The following is an 18,398-nucleotide window of genomic DNA, read 5'->3' as shown; positions in this document are numbered from 1 at the left end:
CATTCCCACCGATGGGGGGGCCGAAGGGGGCGCAGCCCCCTGGAGGACGGGACGGCTAGGGGCGGCGGGAGCCGAACATCACCCGCCCAACGCCCCCAACTGCTCAAGAAACCACCGCGCCGGAGGCAACGCCGTAGCCGCCTCGGCCAGCCTCTTGCAGCGCTCCGCCCGCTCCTCCACCGGCATGGCCAGCGCCCGCGCCAACGCATCGGCCGTCCCCCCGATGTCGTACGGGTTCACGACGACCGCGTCCTCGCCCAGCTCCTCGTACGCCCCCGCCTCCCGCGACAGCACCAGCACGCACCCCTCGTCCGAGACCACCGGGATCTCCTTCGCCACGAGGTTCATGCCGTCGCGGATCGGGTTCACCAGTGCCACGTCGGCCAGCCGGTAGGCCGCCAGCGACCGGGCGAAGTCGTCCTTCACGTGCAGCACCACCGGCGTCCAGCCCGCCGTCCCGTACGCCGCGTTGATCTCGTCCGCCACCCGCCGCACCTCGGCCGTGTAGTCCCGGTAGACGGCGAGGTCCTGCCGCGACGGATACGCGAACGCGACATGCACCACCCGCTCACGCCACTCGGGGTGGTCGTCGAGCAGCTGCCGGTAGGCCAGCAGCCCCCGCACGATGTTCTTCGACAGCTCCGTCCGGTCGACGCGGACGATGGTCTTGCGGCCCTCGCCGCCGATCTCCGCGCGCAGCGCCCGCATCCGCTCGTCGACGTCCGGCTCGTGCGCCCGCCCGCGCAGGAAGTCCGCGTCGGCTCCCAGCCCGTGCACCCCGATCCGGGTCTTTCCCGAGGAGGGGATCCCCGGCCCCAGCACCGCGTGACAGCAGGCGACGAACGCGTCCGCCCAGCGCCGCGTCAGGAACGCCGCGTGGTCGGCGCCCAGGATCCCGCTCAGCAGCTCCGCCGCGATGTCGTCGGGCAGGAGCCGGAAGTAGTCCGGCGGCGCCCAGGGGGTGTGGGAGAAGTGGCCGATGCGGAGGTCCGGGCGCAGCCGGCGCAGCATCCGCGGGGCCAGGGCCAGGTGGTAGTCCTGGATGACCACCACCGCGCCCTCGCCCGCCTCCTGCGCCAGCGCCTCGGCGAAGGCGCGGTTGTAGGCCTGGTACGAAGCCCACTGCCGCCGGAACTCCGCGTCGAAGACGGGCTCCAGCGGGGTCTGGTAGAGCATGTGGTGGACGAACCACAGCACCGAGTTCGCGACGCCGTTGTACGCGTCGGAGAACACGTCCGCGTCGATGTCGAGCATCCGGACCCGCTGCCCGCCGGTGTCGCCGGCCGGCAGCCGGCCGCCCTCGGCCCGCCGCACCGCCTCCCGGTCGCCGTCGCCCAGCGCAGCGCACACCCACACCGCGTTCGCGTCCGGCCCGATGGCCGACAGCCCCGACACCAGCCCGCCGCCGCCCCGTCTGGCGTGCAGGGATCCGTCTGGGCGCAGCTCGTACGAGACCGGGCCGCGGTTCGAGGCGACCAGCACTTCGGCACCGCCGGGGGAAGCCATGGGAGAAGCCATAGGCCTGAACCTAGCCCGGCCCGTAAACGCTCAAACGTACGGGCCCGCCCGACGCGCCGCCGTATACGGCCGCACGGCGAAGTCACGCCACCCGGCGCTCGGCGTACTCCGTGATCTCCACCATCGGCGGCCGTTCCTCCGTGTCCACGGAGTAGGTGCGCGGTTCGAAGCCGTCCTCGCCTCGTTCGAACTGGGTGAGGGAGGGGCGGATGAGGTGGCCGCGGGCGAGCCGCAGCTGGGCGGTGCGGTAGATCGCGGCGGACATCCGGCCGAGGGCCTGGCCATCCTGGTGGCGGTGCTTGCGGACGCCCACGTCGACCTGCGCCAGCGCGTCGAGCCCCACCAGGTGCAGGGCGTCGACCAACATGCCCAGCTCCACGCCGTAGCCGACCGGGAAGGGGAGCTGTTCCAGCAGGGAGCGGCGGGCCGCGTACTCGCCGCCCAGCGGCTGGACGAAACCGGCCAGCTGGGGCCAGTGCATGTTCAGCAGCGGGCGGGCCATCAGTTCGGTGACCCGGCCGCCCTGCCCGGCGGCGCCGCCGAGCGGGCGGTCGTACATCGCCTTGACCAGGTCCACGTCCGGGTCGGTCAGCAGCGGGCCGACGATCCCGGTGACGAAGTCGGAGGAGAAGTCCCGCAGGTCGGCGTCGACGAAGCAGACGACGTCCCCGGTGGTGACCAGGAGGGAGCGCCAGAGGACCTCGCCCTTGCCGGGGACGGCGGGGAGGCGGGGCAGGATCGCGTCGCGGTGCACGACACGGGCGCCGGCCGCCGCGGCGACGGCCGCCGTGCGGTCGGTGGAGCCGGAGTCGACGACCACGATCTCGTCGACGAGCGGCACCTGCTGCATGAGGTCGTGACGGATGATCGCGACGATGTCGCCGACGGTCTCCTCCTCGTTGAGCGCGGGCAGCACGACGCTGACCGTCTGCCCGGCGGACCGCTTGGCGGCCATCACCTTGTGCAGCGGGCGATCGGTCACGGACCAGGAGCGGGTGGCCAGCCAGCGCTCGACTTCTTCCAGCACGGTCAGCGGCTCCTCACTGTCACGGCCACACGACGACGTGTGATCCATCTCGCGGTACGGACGACTCTCTCAACTGTCCTGGCCTTCGGTTACAGTCTTGAACAACGCCGATGACCATCGCATGTCCTGGGGTCACCCGGCGTTGACAACCGCATACAGCTCATCCAGAGGGGCAGAGGGATACGGCCCGATGAAGCCCCGGCAACCCTCCAGTCGGTACTCGTAGATCGCCGATCAGTGTCGATCGCTCGCGAGGCTCCCGGCTAGGGAAGGTGCCAAATCCGTCTCACGACGAGATGCGTCGTGAGGAAGATGAGGAGAAAGGGCCTCGCCTCACATGGCTGTGCAGACTGTTGCAAGCACCACGGATTCCGCCGTCGACCTCGGTCCCGCCGCTGCCCTCAGCTGCCGCGAGTGCGGTCACCGGGTTCCGCTCGGCCCGGTGTTCGCCTGCGAGGAGTGTTTCGGCCCGCTGGAGATCGCGTACGACTTCTCGGCCTACGACACCGAGGAGCTCCGCAAGCGGATCGAGGCGGGTCCCGCGAACATCTGGCGCTACGCGCCGCTGCTGCCCGTCCCCGCGGACGTGGCGACCAAGCCGAACATGAACCCGGGCTGGACCAAGCTCGTCAAGGCCGACAACCTGGCCCGTGAGCTCGGGGTGACCGGCGGGCTGTACGTGAAGGACGACTCCGGCAACCCGACGCACTCCTTCAAGGACCGCGTCGTCGCCCAGGCCGTGGAGGCCGCCCGCGCCTTCGGCTACACCACCCTCTCCTGCTCCTCCACCGGCAACCTGGCCGGCGCGGTCGGTGCCGCCGCCGCCCGGGCCGGCCTGCGCTCGTGTGTGTTCATCCCGCACGACCTGGAGCAGGGCAAGGTCGTCATGGCCGCGATCTACGGCGGCGAGCTCGTCGGCATCGAGGGCAACTACGACGACGTGAACCGTTTCTGCTCCGAGCTGATCGGCGACTCGGCCGGCGAGAGCTGGGGCTTCGTCAACGTCAACCTGCGGCCGTACTACGCGGAGGGCTCCAAGACCCTGGCGTACGAGATCTGCGAGCAGCTCGGCTGGCGGATCCCGGACCAGCTGGTCATCCCGATCGCGTCCGGCTCGCAGCTCACGAAGATCGACAAGGGGCTGCAGGAGCTGATCAAGCTCGGACTCGTCGAGGACAGGCCGTACAAGATCTTCGGTGCGCAGGCCGAGGGGTGCTCGCCGGTGTCGGTGGCCTACAAGGCGGGCCACGACGTGGTGCGGCCGCAGAAGCCGAACACCATCGCCAAGTCCCTCGCCATCGGCAACCCGGCCGACGGCCCGTACGTCCTCGACATCGCGCGCCGCACCGGCGGTGCCGTCGAGGACGTCACCGACGAGCAGGTCGTCGACGCCATCAAGCTGCTCGCGCGGACCGAGGGAATCTTCGCGGAAACCGCCGGCGGGGTGACGGTTGGAGTCACCAAAAAGCTCATCGAGAATGGGTTGATTGATCCGGCGAAGTCGGTCGTTGTACTCAACACCGGTGATGGACTGAAGACGCTGGACGCGGTTGCGGGAACCGGGCTCACCGCCACCATCCGCCCGAATCTGGAGTCTTTCCGTGAGGCCGGGCTCGCCTGAGTCCCCTGAGAAATAGGGCGTTGCCCCAGACCGGAGGTAAAAACGTGAGCGTCACCGTTCGCATCCCCACCATCCTGCGCACCTACACGGGCGGCCAGGCCGAGGTCACCGCCGAAGGGACCACCCTCGGTGAGGTCATCTCCGATCTGGAGAAGAACCACACCGGGATCTCGGCGCGCGTTCTCGACGACCAGGGCAAGCTGCGCCGGTTCGTCAACGTGTACGTCAACGACGACGACGTGCGGTTCGAGCAGGGCCTGGAGACCGTCACCCCGGACGGGGCCGGCGTCTCCATCATCCCGGCCGTCGCCGGCGGCTGACCTGCCCACCCGCTTGACAGGCTGATCGAATGACCGAACATTACCTTCGGTAACAGCCGTCACCGAGTGTTCAACTGATTGCCCCCTCCGTGAGAGAAGCGGAGGGGGCAATTCTGTGTGGTTGAGCGCGGTAGAGTTGGGGAACACGGCCCCGATCTCCAGGGCGGGGGCCCCGTATTCGATACCGCAGGCCCGCCAAGAAGTAGCCAAAGTGTGCGAGTTATATGCGGCTTTTGTGGCCTTTATGGGGCCCGACTTGCCCTGAATTCGGCCGAATTCTCGCTACATTCCGGACCCCTTCCGTCCAGAATTCTCGTCCGATTGACCTGTTGCAGACGGCAGTTGGACAGATACATTCAGCCGCGGTCGACGCGTTCCGGCGCACGCCCCCAACCAATGGGGGGTGAGGTCTGACCCGGATCCGCGAAGTGTGGATCTGTGCAAGGGCCAGTAATAGGGGAGTTAGGCATGGCTCAGGGCACCGTCAAGTGGTTCAACGCGGAGAAGGGGTACGGCTTCATCGCGGTCGACGGTGGTGCGGATGTTTTCGTCCACTACAGCGCGATTCAGATGGACGGCTACCGCACCCTGGAAGAGGGTCAGCGGGTCGATTTCGAGATCTCGCAGGGCCAGAAGGGGCCGCAGGCGGACATGGTCCGGCTCGCGACCAGCTGAAGCACGCGCCGACTGACTGCAGCGACGTTCTTCTGTTCTTCCGTTGAAGGGCTCGCACCCCCGGGTGCGAGCCCTTCAACATGCCCGGGACGCGCCGGAGCCGGCCCGTCGGGGCGGCTCCGGCGCGCCCGGAGGTCCGCCGGACCGCGGGAGGCGTTCGCTCCCGCCCGCCACCCGGCCGCCACCCCGCAACGGGCCCGGTTCGCGGGCGCGCCTTGCACTCGGGCATGCCGAGTGCTAATCATTGGCGTTAGCACTCTGAAGGTGAGAGTGACAAAGAAGGACCGGGTCGGTGAGGCCCGCAGACCGGGTGGGGCAAGGAACCCACGGGTCGGCGAGCCGTCCGTCGCGGGCGCGGGCGCGGTCCGGAAGACTCACCCCCAGTCCTGGAGGGACCACTTCACATGGCCAAGATCATCGCGTTCGACGAGGAGGCGCGGCGCGGCCTTGAGCGCGGTATGAACCAGCTCGCCGACGCCGTCAAGGTCACCCTCGGCCCCAAGGGCCGCAACGTCGTCCTTGAGAAGAAGTGGGGCGCCCCCACGATCACCAACGATGGTGTGTCCATCGCCAAGGAGATCGAGCTGGAGGACCCGTACGAGAAGATCGGCGCCGAGCTGGTCAAGGAAGTCGCCAAGAAGACGGACGACGTCGCCGGTGACGGTACGACCACCGCGACCGTGCTCGCCCAGGCCCTGGTCCGCGAGGGCCTGCGCAACGTGGCCGCCGGTGCCAACCCGATGGCCCTGAAGCGCGGTATCGAGAAGGCCGTCGAGGCGGTCTCCGGTGCCCTGCTGGAGCAGGCGAAGGATGTCGAGACCAAGGAGCAGATCGCCTCCACGGCCTCCATCTCCGCCGCCGACACCCAGATCGGCGAGCTCATCGCCGAGGCCATGGACAAGGTCGGCAAGGAAGGCGTCATCACCGTCGAGGAGTCCCAGACCTTCGGTCTGGAGCTGGAGCTCACCGAGGGTATGCGCTTCGACAAGGGCTACATCTCGGCGTACTTCGCCACCGACATGGAGCGTATGGAGGCGTCCCTCGACGACCCGTACATCCTGATCGCCAACTCGAAGATCGGCTCCGTCAAGGACCTGCTCCCGCTCCTGGAGAAGGTCATGCAGTCGGGCAAGCCGCTGCTGATCATCGCCGAGGACGTCGAGGGCGAGGCCCTGTCGACCCTGGTCGTCAACAAGATCCGCGGCACCTTCAAGTCCGTCGCCGTCAAGGCCCCGGGCTTCGGCGACCGCCGCAAGGCGATGCTGAACGACATCGCCATCCTCACCGGTGGCGAGGTCATCTCCGAGGAGGTCGGTCTCAAGCTGGAGAACACGACCCTCGACCTGCTGGGCCGCGCCCGCAAGGTGGTCATCACCAAGGACGAGACCACCATCGTCGACGGCGCCGGCTCCACCGAGCAGGTCCAGGGCCGGGTCAACCAGATCCGCGCCGAGATCGAGCAGTCCGACTCGGACTACGACCGCGAGAAGCTCCAGGAGCGCCTGGCCAAGCTCGCCGGTGGCGTCGCCGTCATCAAGGCCGGTGCCGCGACCGAGGTCGAGCTCAAGGAGCGCAAGCACCGCATCGAGGACGCCGTGCGCAACGCCAAGGCGGCCGTCGAGGAGGGCATCGTCGCCGGTGGTGGCGTGGCCCTGCTGCAGGCCTCCTCGGTCTTCGAGAAGCTGGAGCTGGAGGGTGACGAGGCGACCGGCGCGCAGGCCGTGAAGCTCGCCCTCGAGGCCCCGCTGAAGCAGATCGCCGTGAACGCCGGCCTCGAGGGCGGCGTCGTGGTGGAGAAGGTCCGCAACCTCACCCCGGGTCACGGCCTCAACGCCGCGACCGGTGAGTACGTCGACCTGATCGCCGAGGGCATCATCGACCCGGCGAAGGTGACCCGTTCCGCGCTGCAGAACGCCGCCTCCATCGCCGCGCTGTTCCTCACCACCGAGGCCGTCATCGCCGACAAGCCGGAGAAGGCCGCCGCGGCCGCTCCGGGCGGCATGCCGGGCGGTGACATGGACTTCTGAGCCTGACGGCTCGGCGGTTCCGACGCAGTACCGAGGGCGGCACTCCCTGTTCGACAGGGGGTGCCGCCCTTCGTCGTACCGTGTCCGGGGTCACACGGCAGCCGCGGGGGGCCGGGAATGCGTACCCGGGGCTGGTCGTTGTGCACGTACGTGCACTCGATGCGTGTGCACATACCACCCGGTATACGACCTAGGCACACCTATTCACGAGGAGCCCCCCCACGTGACCCTCTCCACGCCTCCCGCCTCCCGCGCGGCCGAGATCCTCTCCCGTCCCATCGCGCTGAACGGGCTCACGGTCCCCAACCGGATCGTGATGGCCCCGATGACGCGCCAGTTCAGCCCCGGCGGCATCCCCGGTGCGGACGTGGTCTCGTACTACTCCCGCCGGGCCGCCGCGGGTGTCGGTCTGATCGTCACCGAGGGGACGTACGTCGGCCACGACTCGGCCGGAGGCAGCAGCCGTGTCCCGCGGTTCCACGGCGAGGAGCAGCTGGCGGGCTGGGCGAAGGTCGCCGAGGGTGTGCACGCGGCCGGCGGCACGATCGTCCCGCAGCTCTGGCACATCGGCATGGTCCGCAAGGAGGGCCAGCCGCCGTACCCGGACGCCCCCGCCGTCGGCCCCTCCGGCATCCGCCTGGACGGCACCGAGGGCGAGGGCAGGGCGATGACCCGGCAGGACCTGGACGACGTCATCCGCGCGTTCGCCGAGGCCGCGGCCGCCGCCGAGCGCATCGGCTTCGACGGCGTCGAGCTGCACGGCGCCCACGGCTACCTGATCGACCAGTTCCTGTGGGCGGGCACCAACCGCCGCACCGACGCGTACGGCGGCGACCCGGTCGCCCGCACGAAGTTCGCCGCGGAGATCGTGGCGGCCGTACGCGAGTCGGTGTCCCCGCAGTTCCCGGTCATCTTCCGCTACTCGCAGTGGAAGTCCGAGAACTACGACGCCCGCCTCGCCGAGACCCCCGAGGAGCTGGAGGCGATCCTCACCCCGCTGGCCGCCGCCGGCGTCGACGTCTTCCACGCCTCCACGCGCCGCTACTGGCTCCCCGAGTTCGAGGGCTCCGACCTGAACCTGGCCGGCTGGACCAAGAAGCTCACCGGCAGGCCCGCCATCACCGTCGGCTCGGTCGGCCTGGACGGGGAGTTCTTCAGGGCCTTCGCGGGTGAGGGCGCCGCGACCAAGGGCATCGACGACCTCCTCGACAGCCTGGAGCGCGGGGAGTACGACATGGTCGCCGTCGGCCGCGCCCTGCTCCAGGACCCCCAGTGGGCGGAGAAGGTGCTCGCCGGCCGCGCCGACGAACTGAAGCCGTTCGACGGGGCGGCGCTCAAGACCCTGAGCTGACCCCGCCCGTCCGCCCTCGGGTCACCCGGCGACGCGGCCGGGGAACCCGAGGGCGGCCGTACGACCGGTCACAGCCAGCCGGCGATGCTCATGACCAGCGCGGCCACACCCTGCACGGGCAGGGACAGCAGGCCGAAGACCAGGGCGCCGTAGGCCCCGGCGTCGGCCTCCATGCCCGCGTACCTCCCCCAGCACCAGCCACCGACGGCGGCCAGGAGAGGTATGAGGGCCGGTTCTGGTCAGCCCGTCACCGCCGCTCGGCCGTGGGCGTGGTGATCGGCTTCTCGAACCAGTGGTGGGCGTAGGGCTCGTCGTTGAAGGCGGGGACCTCCTGGAAGCCGAAGGAGTGGTAGAGGCTGATCGCGGCGCTGAGCGTCTTGTTGGTGTCCAGGCGCAGGGTGTCGTAGCCCTGCCGGGCGGCCCGTGCCTCCAGTTCGGTCAGGAACCGGCGGGCGAGGCCGAGCCTGCGGGCCCGCGGGGCGACCCACATGCGCTTGATCTCCGCCGGAGCCCCGGACGGCAGCTTCACCCCGGCGCAGCCGACGGGTTCGCCGTGCAGCCGGGCGACCAGGAACAGGCCGCGCGGCGGCCGCAGTTCACCCGCGTCGGGCAGCAGGCTGCGCTCGGGGTCGAAGCCGGTGTCGAAGCGCTCCTGCAGTTCGGCGAAATAGGCCAGCAGGCAGTGCCGGGCATCGGGGTGGTCGGGGTCGACGACGTCGAGGGTGACCGTGCCGGCGGTCAGCAGCAACTCGACCTCGGCCATGGCCGCGACCAGCCGGGCGCGCTGGGTCGCGTTGAGCGGCTGGAGGAGGGATCCGGCCAGGTCGTCGCTGCGGTCGTCGAGCAGGGCGCGCTCCGCCCGGCCCTTCTCGGTCAGCCGCACGGTGCGCACCCGCCGGTCCTCGGGGTGCGGCTCCACCGCCACCAGGCCGTCGCCCTCCAGGGAGCGCAGTAGCCGGCTGACGTATCCGGAGTCGAGTCCGAGCCGCTCACGCAGCCGTCGCACGTCATCGCCCCGCTCGCCGATCTCCCAGAGCAGCCGGGCCTCGCCGATCGGCCGGTCACGGCCCAGGTAGCGGTCGTGGAGCACGCCGACGCGTGCGGTGACGGTGCGGTTGAACCGCCGTACCTGCTCGATCTGTGCCACATCCATTCTCTGACCTTAGTCAGAGAAGTCAGAGATTGCCTAGGGGCTCGATGTCCACGTGCATCGGGGTGCCCCACACCCGGAGCACCTCGTAGTCGGTGAACTCGTGGACCAGTCGGTAGGCCATCGCCGGCCGGGATCCGCGCCGCTGGGCGGCGAGGTACAGCTCGGCCTCGCGCCGGTCGCGCCGGGGGGTGCCGCACAGCTCCCACTCCCGGCCGTTCCAGGCCTCCGGCAGCCAGCGCTGCTGGGGCTGCGGCCGGTCGGCGCGCACGCCGTACCGGGACATGGAGGGCCCGGCGGCCTCTCCCGGCGCGGACGGCCGGGGCCCGCCCCCGTACTCGGACCTGCGCGCCGCCCGCCGCCGCGTCTCGCACAGCAGGCACAGATCCGGGGCGCTCTCGTCCACGGGCCCCTGCGGATGCTCGGCACACCGGGTGGTGGGCGCGGCCGCGCTGACGCTCTCCTCCAGCAGGTCGAGGGCGCGCCGCAGGTCGTCCTTGACCTCGTGCAGCTTGGCGTCGGGCGTGTCGCCGGTCAGGGCCTCCCCGTGCTCACCGAGCAGACGAAGGGCCCGGCCCAGGGCGGTGAGCTGGGAGTGGTTCATGGGGACCAGGGTGGCACACGGCGCTGACAACGCCCTGTGGAGGTCAGTACGCGTATTTCTTGAGTGGCTCGGTGTCGAGAGTGACGCTCACAGGCGGCGGAAGTTCGACGGTGGCGCCCCAGGGATGCGAGAGCGTCTGGCGGTAGCGGCCGTCCTTGGGCTCGCTGTGCACGACAACTGTGCAGTTGTCGCGGTCGATGAGGAGGTAGACGGGGATGTTCGCTTCCGCGTAGCCGACGGGCTTGTCGATTCTGTCGCGTTGATTGGTGTCACTGTCCCGGGATGTGATCTCCAGGGCCATCAGGATGCCGTCCGACTCGGACCACTCACCATCGCCGACGAAGTGGTCCACAGGTGCGAGTGCCGCATCGGTGCGGGCGCGTCCGTTGCGGTACGCCTCGGCCTTGACTCCGGACTCGGGTGCGAGATCGAGGTCGGGACGGTGGAGGAGGAACTGGCGTACCAGCCACAGGTAGATCGAACGGTGATTGCCGTCCGGCATCGCCTTGACCTCTAGTTTTCCGTTGATGTACTCAAGCCGGACGGTTTCCGGCGCCCGCCGTTCCAGTGCCTCGAAGTCCTCGACGCTGAGGGGATCCTTCGTGCGGACCTTTCCGTCGACGAATTCGAGTCGCACGCCCGCCGGGGTCACACCGGCGAGTTCCTCGAAGTCCTCGACGGTCATCTGCGGGCGTTCAGCGGTACCAGGGGTCATGACATTGCCTCCTCCCCTCCATCGTGCCCCGGGGCGGCGTCGGCGGACCGTAGGAGCCGTCATGCGGGTGTCCTCTCTCGTCGTGCGTTCATCGCGCCACGGATCTCGGCGACGCGGGACCGGACCTCGGAAGGCGACAGGGGCGTGTTGTGGCAGCCGGGGGCGCGTTCGTCCCGGCACGCGCCGCAGATGCCGCCCGGCAGCGCCTCCGGGCGGCCCGGTGCCCCGCACTTCGCGCACTCCAGGATCCGCAGCGGCGGGCGGGCAGCGGGCAGCACCGGCTCGGGCGGCGGAAGCTTGTCGGTGAGGCGTTTGCGGAGCAGGGCGGCCGGGTGGTGGACGGGGAAGGGCAGGCCACTGGTCAGGGCCTGGACGGCGTACTCGTCGCTGGCGCCCCGCGCGAACCACTCCGTCAGCAGCGGGGCGAGGGCGGCGCAGTCGGCCTGGGAGAGGGAGAGGACCGGGGCGGTGCGGCCGAGGGCGGCCAGCAGGATGTGGGCGCGGGAGCGGCTGGGGCGGGCCCGGTCGGGTGGCTGCTCCGGCTCCGGTACGGCGCCTCGCGTGAACGCCGCCCACCAGTCATCGTCGCGTGCGGTACGGGACCACCACGATCGGGTGATCCAGCGACGGCTCCCCGAGTCGGCCAGATGTTCCCGGCCCCGCCGCAAGTGTCCCGCCCGCTGAAGGTTGTTGAGGGCGGTGCGGAGGGCGCACTGCCCATAAGGAAGCTGCTTGGCCAGCGTCTTCACGGAGATGTCGGCGCCGTCGGGGAGCCGGTCGACGTACGCGGCGATGGCGGCTTCGCGAGGTGGGAGGTGGGCGAAGTCGTGCGCGGAGCGGCGGTGTTGGTCCGGCGCGGACCGCTTTCCATACCCCGGGTTGGCCATGGGGTGAGGGGTGGCGTGAGTGGGCGGGAGGGCAGCACTAAACTGGCTGTCAGCCATAGGGATCGCTTGTTCCGATCTCGTTGGTCAAGCCCCCGCAGGTGTTGGTAGCGCCTGGCGGGGGCTGTTTCGTTCGGTATGCGGGCACGCTAGACGATCGTGACTGTGCGTGGCAAACCGAACGCGTCAAGTCAACGCGCCGGGTGGGAGGGTGGGTTGAGGCCCTCCCACCATTCCTTGAAAAAGGGGCTCGGGGCTGGGCGCCCGAGGCTCAAGTCGGCTCAGGCGCCGTGGTCCTTGAGGTTTTCGACGAAGGCCGACCACGCCTCCGTCCGGAACACGAGCTTCGGGCCGCGGGGGGTCTTGGAGTCGCGGACGGGGACGAGTGCGGGGAAGCCGTGGGTGACTTCGAGGCAGTCGTCGTTGCCACCGGCGCTGTAGCTCGACTTGTGCCACACGGCCGTGCTCAGGTCGTCGTCAGGGATGTTCCTCATGGGCATAATCCTGCGCCAACTCCCCAATCAAGGCCGGGGACTTCTCCTGCGAGAGAGCCGAGGCCACGAGCAGATCGAACACGAACTTCAGTCGGGTGACGGTGGCCGGGTCGTCTTCCAGCCGCCCGGTGCGCGCCCCCTCGAAGTAGACCAGCGGAGGGGCATCCTCGAACTCCATCAGCTTGAGGGCGCCCCCCATCGCTGAGTGCGCGCCCGCACGGAACGGCAGTACCTGCACGATGACCCGACCGCGACGCATCAGACCGGCGATGTGGTGCAACGTCTCGGCCATCACCGCCCGGCCGCCGACCTGCCGGCGCAACGCCGCCTCGTCAAGCACCGCCCACAACACCGGCCTTGTCGGGTGGTCCAGCAGGCGGCCCCGCGCCATCCGGTCTTCCACCCACTCCTCGACGGTCTCCGCCGGAATCGTCGGGTCGTGCGCGCGGTTCACGGCCCGTACGTACGCGGGGATCTGGAGCAGTCCGGGGATCAGCTGTGGCGTGTACTGCCTGATCACCGTGGCCAGTGCCTCGGCCTCCGCAACCTCCGCGAAGTGCTCCGGATACTTCGACTTGGCCGCCGCCTTGCAGTTCCGCTTGAAGAAGCCGTCCGTCTCCAGTGCTTCGTCCAGCATGCGCGCGATGTCCGGCAGCATCCGCCGGGTGCCTGCCTCCAACTGCCCGATGAACGACCCGCTCACGAACAGCCGCTGGCCCAACTCCGCCTGGCTCAGCTCTCTCCGCTCGCGCAGGTGCCGTAACTCCGCGCCCAGCATGGCTCGCGGCGATGACGACGGGTCCAGGTTCCGCGGCTCTGCCATGTGCACGCTCCTGTCCGAACAGGCGGGGTTGTTGGGAGGCCGTATCTAGCCAGGTTAGGAGCATGACCGACACGCTGTGTGGTGAATCGGAAACCCAGCGTGGAGGTGCGGAATGGTGTGGCGACCCACCGAGGAAGTCGTGGAGACGTTGCGGGCGGCCCTGAAGGGCGTCGGCGTCGTGCTGCCGTCGCTCTGTGTCGACCCGGTGACCGGCGCGAGCGACGAGCCGTTCGCCCTGGTCGAACTGGGGCGGTGCAATGTGCGGGTCGCGGAGCGGCTTGCCTCGGTGGTGCGGGGGGAACGGCCGCCCGTCGGGGCGTATGTGACGGACGTACGGGACGGGCGGATCGGCGAGGTCAGGGGGCATGTCGGCGGACGGGTGCAGGTGCGGCCCGTGGCCGGGGGCCGGGAGTGGGACTGCCCGGCGGGGTCGCTGGAGCCGGCCCCGTCGGAGGAGGTGCTGCGGGCTCAGGTGCGGCAGGTCAACACGGCTGGGCGGCTGCCCTGCTGACGCCTCGGAACCCCTGCCCGAGCGCCGCAGTGAGAGGTGGCCCGGTCTGTAGTGTCGTTACCATGAGCGTTGAGGTAGCGGTCGTCCGGGAAGCGGACGGCGAGTCGGTTGAGGCACTGGCACGCCTGCTGCCTCAGCTTTCGAGCAGGGCCAGGCCCCTGGATCGCGGGGTCGTGCAGGCTCTGCTCAGCAGCGATGCGAATACGCTGCTGGTGGCCCGGGTCGACGGCGAAGTGGTCGGGATGCTGACGTTGGTCATGTTTCCCTTGCCTTCCGGTCTGCGGGCCCGCATCGAGGACGTGGTGGTGGACGAGGCCGCGCGGGGGCACGGTGTCGGGGGTGCTCTGACCGAGGAGGCTCTGCGGCTGGCGGAGGCGGCGGGCGCTCGAACCGTGGACCTCACCTCGCGTCCGTCGAGGCAGGCGGCGAACCGGCTGTACGAGCGCCTCGGTTTCGAGGCGAGGGATTCCCGGGTCTACCGCTATGTCCTGCCACGGTGAGCGGAGCCGTGCCGACGGACATCACCGAGCGCGAGCTGACCCATCCCTGGGAAGGTGTTCTGATCGCTCCGGCTCGCGGGAGTGAGGTGGGCGTTCTGGTCCTGGCGGGATCCAGTGGGCGCATCGAGCGTGAGCGGGCGCGCATCCTCGCTCAGCAGGGCTTCGCGGCCCTGGCGATCCGCTGGTTCGGCGGGCCCGGGCAGCCGCCGGGGATTTGCGAAGTTCCCCTGGAGACCTTCACCGCCGCCGTCGACTTCCTCCGGCTGGGCGGAGCGCGACGCATCGGAATTCTCGGCGTCTCCAAGGGTGCTGAAGCGGCCCTGCTCACGGCTGTGCACGACACACGCGTGGACGTGGCCGTCGCGCTGTCGCCCACGTCGCGAGTCTGGTGCAACGTCGGCCCGGGACACGACGGAGCGCACCACCCGTATCGCTCGTCCTGGACCTGGCGAGAACGACCGCTGCCCTTTGTGCCGATGGACGATTCCTGGGTTCCCGCGGAACCGGACGCCGGTCCCGTCGCCATCCGGGGATGGTACGAACTGAGTGAGCGGACCTTCGCCCACTCGCTTCCGCCGGCGGAAATCCTCGTGGACACAGCCAGAGCGGACCTCCTGTTGGTAGCGGGCGGCGACGATGCGATGTGGCCGTCGCTTCCCTTCGCAGAGCAGTTGGCACAACGCCGGCGGGCGGTCGGGGCAGCCGTGCGTCTTGTCGCTCGCCACGACGCCGGCCACCGGCCACGCCTTCCTGGTGAGAGCTCCGCACCGGCGTCCCCGCGCTTCAAGTACGGGGGAACTCCTGAGGCGGACACACTCCTCGGCAGGGCGGCGTGGCCGCACATCCTCGACGCGCTCGGCGGCGGAGGGGCCGACGACCGCTGAAACCGGCCGACGGCGTTCACGCCGGGGAGGAATCACCTCCCGTCGCCGTGCCGCCGGGGCTCGGCGTCTGACCTGCTGAGGGTGGTCGTGCCGTCATTCCGGGTCGGGGGCGTGCGTCTTCAGGAGCATCACAGCGGCCCGGGTACGCAGGCTCGGAGCGACGGTGGTGTCGTCGCGGAGGTCGTGAAGTACCGTTCGCGCTCGCTGTGGGTCGTCCCGAAGGAGCCTCTCGGCGGCCCACAGGCGGCTGAAGCCGTCCATCGTGGAGTCGAGGGCGAGCCTTTCGAGCAGTCCGGCGGTGCCGCCGGGACGGAGCTCTGTCAGTTCCTCCGCTGCCTTCTTCCGGTGGGGGGAGTCCACCCTGATGTCCTGCGCGATGTCGAGCAGGAGGAAACCGGCGGTCTCCGTATCGCTTTCGGCCAGCTTCAGCGCCGTTGCCATCCGGTCGCGCGGTGGGTCGAGTCTGAACGCCGTGAGCTCCGCGGCCGCGCGGTCGTACATGTCCAGGCTCGTGTCCTGGGCGACATGACGGAGGAGCCCGGCGGCCTCGGCCAGCCCGAGATTGCCGAGCTCGGTTGCCGCCAGCGCGCGACTGAGGCCGTCCAAGGTCTTGTCGTGGGCGAATTCCCGGGTGAGCGCCACGCCGTCCGCATCGCCCGTCTCGGTCAGCATCAGGGCGGCGATCACGCGTTGGTATCCGTCCAGCGACCGGTCACGGGCGCACTCGTGAAGCAGACGTACGGTGGTCTCGATGACGTCCTCGGGCAGTGAGGTTCCCAGTCTCACCTGCTTGTTCAGGAACTCGAAGCCGTCCAGGCCCGCACGCCGCGAGGCCATCCTGCCCAGGAACTCCTTTCTGAGGGGGTGGTCTTCCGGCGTCATGTCGAGGAGGAATCCGTCGTACGGGTCGTTCCGAGGCGGCTTCCAGTACCTGCTCAACCACAGCCGTGGCTTGACTCCCGGCGGCAGCTCGCTGCCCGGGACGTACCGGGCCGGACGGACATAGGTCTTCCGGAAGACGGCACGGAGCCTCGCCTCGTCGTCGACGACATGGCGGGCGGCGAAGTACTCCACGAACGTCTGGTGCGTGAAGGCGAGGTCGTTCGAGCGTCGGGTCAGCAGTCCGGTACCGGACACGACCGACTCCAGGAAATCCCGCCAGTGCCTCTCCGGTACCGCCCTGGGCCGTTCGGCGCACGGGTGGTCCCGCACGACGTCGAGGGCGGGCCGGTCCCCGTGCTGTGCGAGGAGCAGACGGTGGGCGAGGTCGGCCAGCATGTCCGGGAGGCCCTGGACGGTCCGCTCCGCCGCGGCCTCCGCGTCGGAGCCGTACTGCCTCATCACGGCGCGGGCCTGTGCCACGGCGCCTGCCGCGTATTGGCGGTCGTGCAGCAACTCGACGAAGTCCTGGTAGATCCCGCCGCGCCCACGGGGGAGCGGGTCTCCGGGAGCCCCGGCCCGGAGTTGGCAGAGCATGGACATCGTCAGCGGGACCCGGGCGAGTTCCGTCAGCCCGGCGGTGTCCAGGGCCGTGAGGAACTGCCGTGCGCCGTGATCGGGTTCGGGGATGCCGAGAGCGCTGAACCACCCGCTCGCGACGCGCTCCAACTCGTCCGGCCGGAACGGCTCCAGCTCGTAGCGCGGGACCTGGGGGCCGAGGACGCCGGGTTCGGCCTCGGGCACGGGGCGGGTGGTCACGACGAACACGTACTGGTCACCGGCGTGGGCCACGGTCCTGAGGACGTCCTTCCGGCCGGCGGGGTCCGTGATCTCGTCGAGACCGTCGACCAGCACCAGCCAGTCGCGCCCCGGGCCCGGACGGTTTTCGAAGAAGGTGTCGGGCAGGGGTGCCGTCAGGCCGTACTGGCGGAGCTGGGCGTTGACGGCCTCGACGAGTGCTCTGCTGAGGAGCGCACCCTGCAGAGCGGCCGCGGGTACCAGGACCGGCGCGCGGCCTCTCGCGTCCGGGCCGTCGAGCCATTGGGCGGCACCGTGAGCGAGACGGGTGCGCAGCAGACTCGACTTGCCGACGCCTGGTCCGCCGACCACCACGCAGGTCGCCTCACCGGTGAGGACCTCGTCGGCGGGCCGCGACGGGGCCATGGTGGACAGCGCCTCCTGGCGTACGACCTGCTGGCGCACGTAGACATGGGACAGCGGCGGCATGACGCCGGGGACGACGCCGGGGTACGGGTGTTCGGTGGCGCCGAGCCGGGCGGCACGCAGATACCGTTCCAGGTCCGTGCCGACGGGGCTCAGCCAAGGACGCCCGACCCCGTGCCTCTCCAACAGGCCCGTGAATCCGGGATCCTCGACGAACGACCGAGCTGGACACGCGTGCAGCCGCCGGTTCTCGAACGCCTCGTCGTCGTGGACGACGACCCCGACGAGATGATCCCGGCAGAAGACCGCGCTGCCCGAGGCTCCCGCCCACGCCTTCGCACCGCCCGGCGCGGGCCCCTGATCAAGGACGTACAGGTCCCGCTCGCCGACGCCTCCGCTCAGCACCGGCAGTTCTCCCCGCAGGTGCTCGACGGTGTACTGCCCGTTCTTCGCCGTCGCCGACGGGAAGCCGAGAGCGTCGTACGGAAGCGGGTCGTTGCCGACCGGAGCGCCCCAGCGCACCTCGCCGGGTACGTCGATTAAGTCGTCGAGCAGGAGCAACGCCACGTCACGACGGTCGGGGTGGGTCCAGCAGACCCGCGCCGCACAGCGCCGCGTACCGTCCTGAGGGTGCCCCACCCGCACGTCGATACGAGGCCAGGACTGTCCATGTTCCTTCTCGGCGACATGCCGGGCCGTGAGCACCAGACGCGGTGCGACCAGATACCCACTGCCGATCCGCCGGAACTCCCCTTCTTCCCCGCCCCGGACCAGGGCGAGCCGTCGGCGGTCCAACTCAGCCTTCTTCGTCCCAGGAACCGGACCGCTCTCCGCTGATCTCGGGGTTGCTGCCGCCGGCCGCCCGGTCCTTGACCTGCAGCTTCAGCGTCAACTTGTGCGACCGGGCCGTCGAGTGACCGGCGCCCGCGCCCGCGGTCGCCACCCCGAACCGCAGCCTCCCGTCGCCGTTGACGTCGTCCCGCAACTCCAGCAGCAACTCCAGCTGGGCCTCCTGGATCTCGAAGGCGAACTGCTCCCGGGCGCCCCGGTCCTGGGCCTCGTACAGCTCCTGACGCAGTTCCTCGATGGCTGCCGCCAACCCGATGTTCGTCATGCACTCCCCCTGATCGCGGACCCGTAGAGAGCAGTGTGCCAACCCGCGACCGTGACTGAGAACAGCCTGAGCTTCCC

At 70.0% G+C, this 18,398-nt stretch carries 18 protein-coding genes and 1 riboswitch; of the genes, 8 read left to right on the top strand and 10 right to left on the bottom strand.

Annotation, left to right across the window (positions count from 1 at the left end):
- Positions 1-78: 78 nt before the first annotated feature.
- Positions 79-1,506, bottom strand: coding sequence for an alpha,alpha-trehalose-phosphate synthase (UDP-forming) (locus tag LQ326_RS31805; protein ID WP_234542509.1), 1,428 nt, complete (start codon positions 1,504-1,506; stop codon positions 79-81).
- Between the two features lie 94 nt (positions 1,507-1,600).
- Positions 1,601-2,545 (bottom strand): glucosyl-3-phosphoglycerate synthase, encoded by a 945-nt coding sequence (locus LQ326_RS31800; protein WP_234542508.1) that lies wholly within the window; start codon positions 2,543-2,545, stop codon positions 1,601-1,603.
- 157 nt (positions 2,546-2,702) lie between these two features.
- Positions 2,703-2,864: riboswitch (SAM riboswitch) on the top strand.
- 18 nt (positions 2,865-2,882) lie between these two features.
- On the opposite strand from LQ326_RS31800, the gene thrC reads away from it, so the two are divergent.
- From thrC to LQ326_RS31775, 5 genes are all read left to right on the top strand, one after another.
- Entirely contained in the window at positions 2,883-4,166 is a 1,284-nt protein-coding gene (gene thrC / locus LQ326_RS31795; protein WP_234542507.1) for a threonine synthase, read from the top strand.
- 44 nt (positions 4,167-4,210) lie between these two features.
- The gene (locus LQ326_RS31790) at positions 4,211-4,486 is read left to right on the top strand and encodes a MoaD/ThiS family protein (RefSeq protein WP_234542506.1); all 276 of its coding nucleotides are present in this window, start codon (positions 4,211-4,213) and stop codon (positions 4,484-4,486) included.
- 468 nt (positions 4,487-4,954) lie between these two features.
- Complete coding sequence (locus LQ326_RS31785) at positions 4,955-5,161, top strand: cold-shock protein (RefSeq protein WP_019057200.1); 207 nt, start codon at positions 4,955-4,957, stop codon at positions 5,159-5,161.
- 404 nt (positions 5,162-5,565) lie between these two features.
- Complete coding sequence (gene groL / locus LQ326_RS31780; RefSeq protein ID WP_234542505.1) at positions 5,566-7,188, top strand: chaperonin GroEL; 1,623 nt, start codon at positions 5,566-5,568, stop codon at positions 7,186-7,188.
- 223 nt (positions 7,189-7,411) lie between these two features.
- Entirely contained in the window at positions 7,412-8,539 is a 1,128-nt protein-coding gene (locus LQ326_RS31775; RefSeq protein WP_234542504.1) for an NADH:flavin oxidoreductase, read from the top strand.
- Positions 8,540-8,786: 247 nt separating this feature from the next.
- On the opposite strand, the gene LQ326_RS31770 is transcribed toward LQ326_RS31775, so the two are convergent.
- The 6 genes from LQ326_RS31770 to LQ326_RS31745 all read right to left on the bottom strand — a co-directional run bounded on the left by LQ326_RS31770 (position 8,787) and on the right by LQ326_RS31745 (position 13,209).
- Positions 8,787-9,692, bottom strand: coding sequence for a bifunctional helix-turn-helix transcriptional regulator/GNAT family N-acetyltransferase (locus LQ326_RS31770; RefSeq protein ID WP_234542503.1), 906 nt, complete (start codon positions 9,690-9,692; stop codon positions 8,787-8,789).
- Between the two features lie 22 nt (positions 9,693-9,714).
- The gene (locus LQ326_RS31765) at positions 9,715-10,293 is read right to left on the bottom strand and encodes a hypothetical protein (RefSeq protein WP_234542502.1); all 579 of its coding nucleotides are present in this window, start codon (positions 10,291-10,293) and stop codon (positions 9,715-9,717) included.
- 43 nt (positions 10,294-10,336) lie between these two features.
- Positions 10,337-11,008: a Uma2 family endonuclease gene (locus LQ326_RS31760; protein WP_234542501.1), complete on the bottom strand. Its 672-nt coding sequence runs from the start codon at positions 11,006-11,008 to the stop codon at positions 10,337-10,339.
- A gap of 59 nt (positions 11,009-11,067) precedes the next feature.
- On the bottom strand, positions 11,068-11,895 hold the full coding sequence (locus LQ326_RS31755; protein ID WP_234542500.1) for a hypothetical protein: 828 nt from the start codon (positions 11,893-11,895) through the stop codon (positions 11,068-11,070).
- A 278-nt stretch (positions 11,896-12,173) separates the two neighbouring features.
- Positions 12,174-12,386: a DUF397 domain-containing protein gene (locus tag LQ326_RS31750; RefSeq protein WP_234542499.1), complete on the bottom strand. Its 213-nt coding sequence runs from the start codon at positions 12,384-12,386 to the stop codon at positions 12,174-12,176.
- Entirely contained in the window at positions 12,370-13,209 is an 840-nt protein-coding gene (locus LQ326_RS31745) for a helix-turn-helix domain-containing protein (RefSeq protein ID WP_234542498.1), read from the bottom strand. Before LQ326_RS31745 ends, LQ326_RS31750 begins: the two co-directional genes overlap by 17 nt.
- A 112-nt stretch (positions 13,210-13,321) precedes the next feature.
- Between LQ326_RS31745 and LQ326_RS31740 the strand changes: the two genes are divergently transcribed.
- The 3 genes from LQ326_RS31740 to LQ326_RS31730 all read left to right on the top strand — a co-directional run bounded on the left by LQ326_RS31740 (position 13,322) and on the right by LQ326_RS31730 (position 15,104).
- Positions 13,322-13,720: a hypothetical protein gene (locus tag LQ326_RS31740; RefSeq protein WP_234542497.1), complete on the top strand. Its 399-nt coding sequence runs from the start codon at positions 13,322-13,324 to the stop codon at positions 13,718-13,720.
- 62 nt (positions 13,721-13,782) lie between these two features.
- Positions 13,783-14,220 carry a GNAT family N-acetyltransferase gene (locus LQ326_RS31735; protein WP_234542496.1) on the top strand — a complete coding sequence of 146 codons (438 nt, stop codon included), beginning with the start codon at positions 13,783-13,785 and terminating at the stop codon, positions 14,218-14,220.
- Positions 14,221-14,228: 8 nt separating this feature from the next.
- Complete coding sequence (locus tag LQ326_RS31730; protein WP_234542495.1) at positions 14,229-15,104, top strand: acyl-CoA thioester hydrolase/BAAT C-terminal domain-containing protein; 876 nt, start codon at positions 14,229-14,231, stop codon at positions 15,102-15,104.
- 93 nt (positions 15,105-15,197) lie between these two features.
- On the opposite strand, the gene LQ326_RS31725 is transcribed toward LQ326_RS31730, so the two are convergent.
- Positions 15,198-18,002 carry a trypsin-like peptidase domain-containing protein gene (locus LQ326_RS31725; RefSeq protein WP_234542494.1) on the bottom strand — a complete coding sequence of 935 codons (2,805 nt, stop codon included), beginning with the start codon at positions 18,000-18,002 and terminating at the stop codon, positions 15,198-15,200.
- A gap of 1 nt (position 18,003) precedes the next feature.
- Positions 18,004-18,321: a trypco2 family protein gene (locus LQ326_RS31720; RefSeq protein ID WP_234542493.1), complete on the bottom strand. Its 318-nt coding sequence runs from the start codon at positions 18,319-18,321 to the stop codon at positions 18,004-18,006.
- Positions 18,322-18,398 lie beyond the last annotated feature (77 nt).

This window comes from Streptomyces shenzhenensis (assembly GCF_021462265.1).
Taxonomy (GTDB): domain Bacteria; phylum Actinomycetota; class Actinomycetes; order Streptomycetales; family Streptomycetaceae; genus Streptomyces; species Streptomyces shenzhenensis.
The sequence above is the reverse complement of the archived record's forward strand: the minus strand, read 5'-3'. Positions and strand labels throughout refer to the sequence as shown.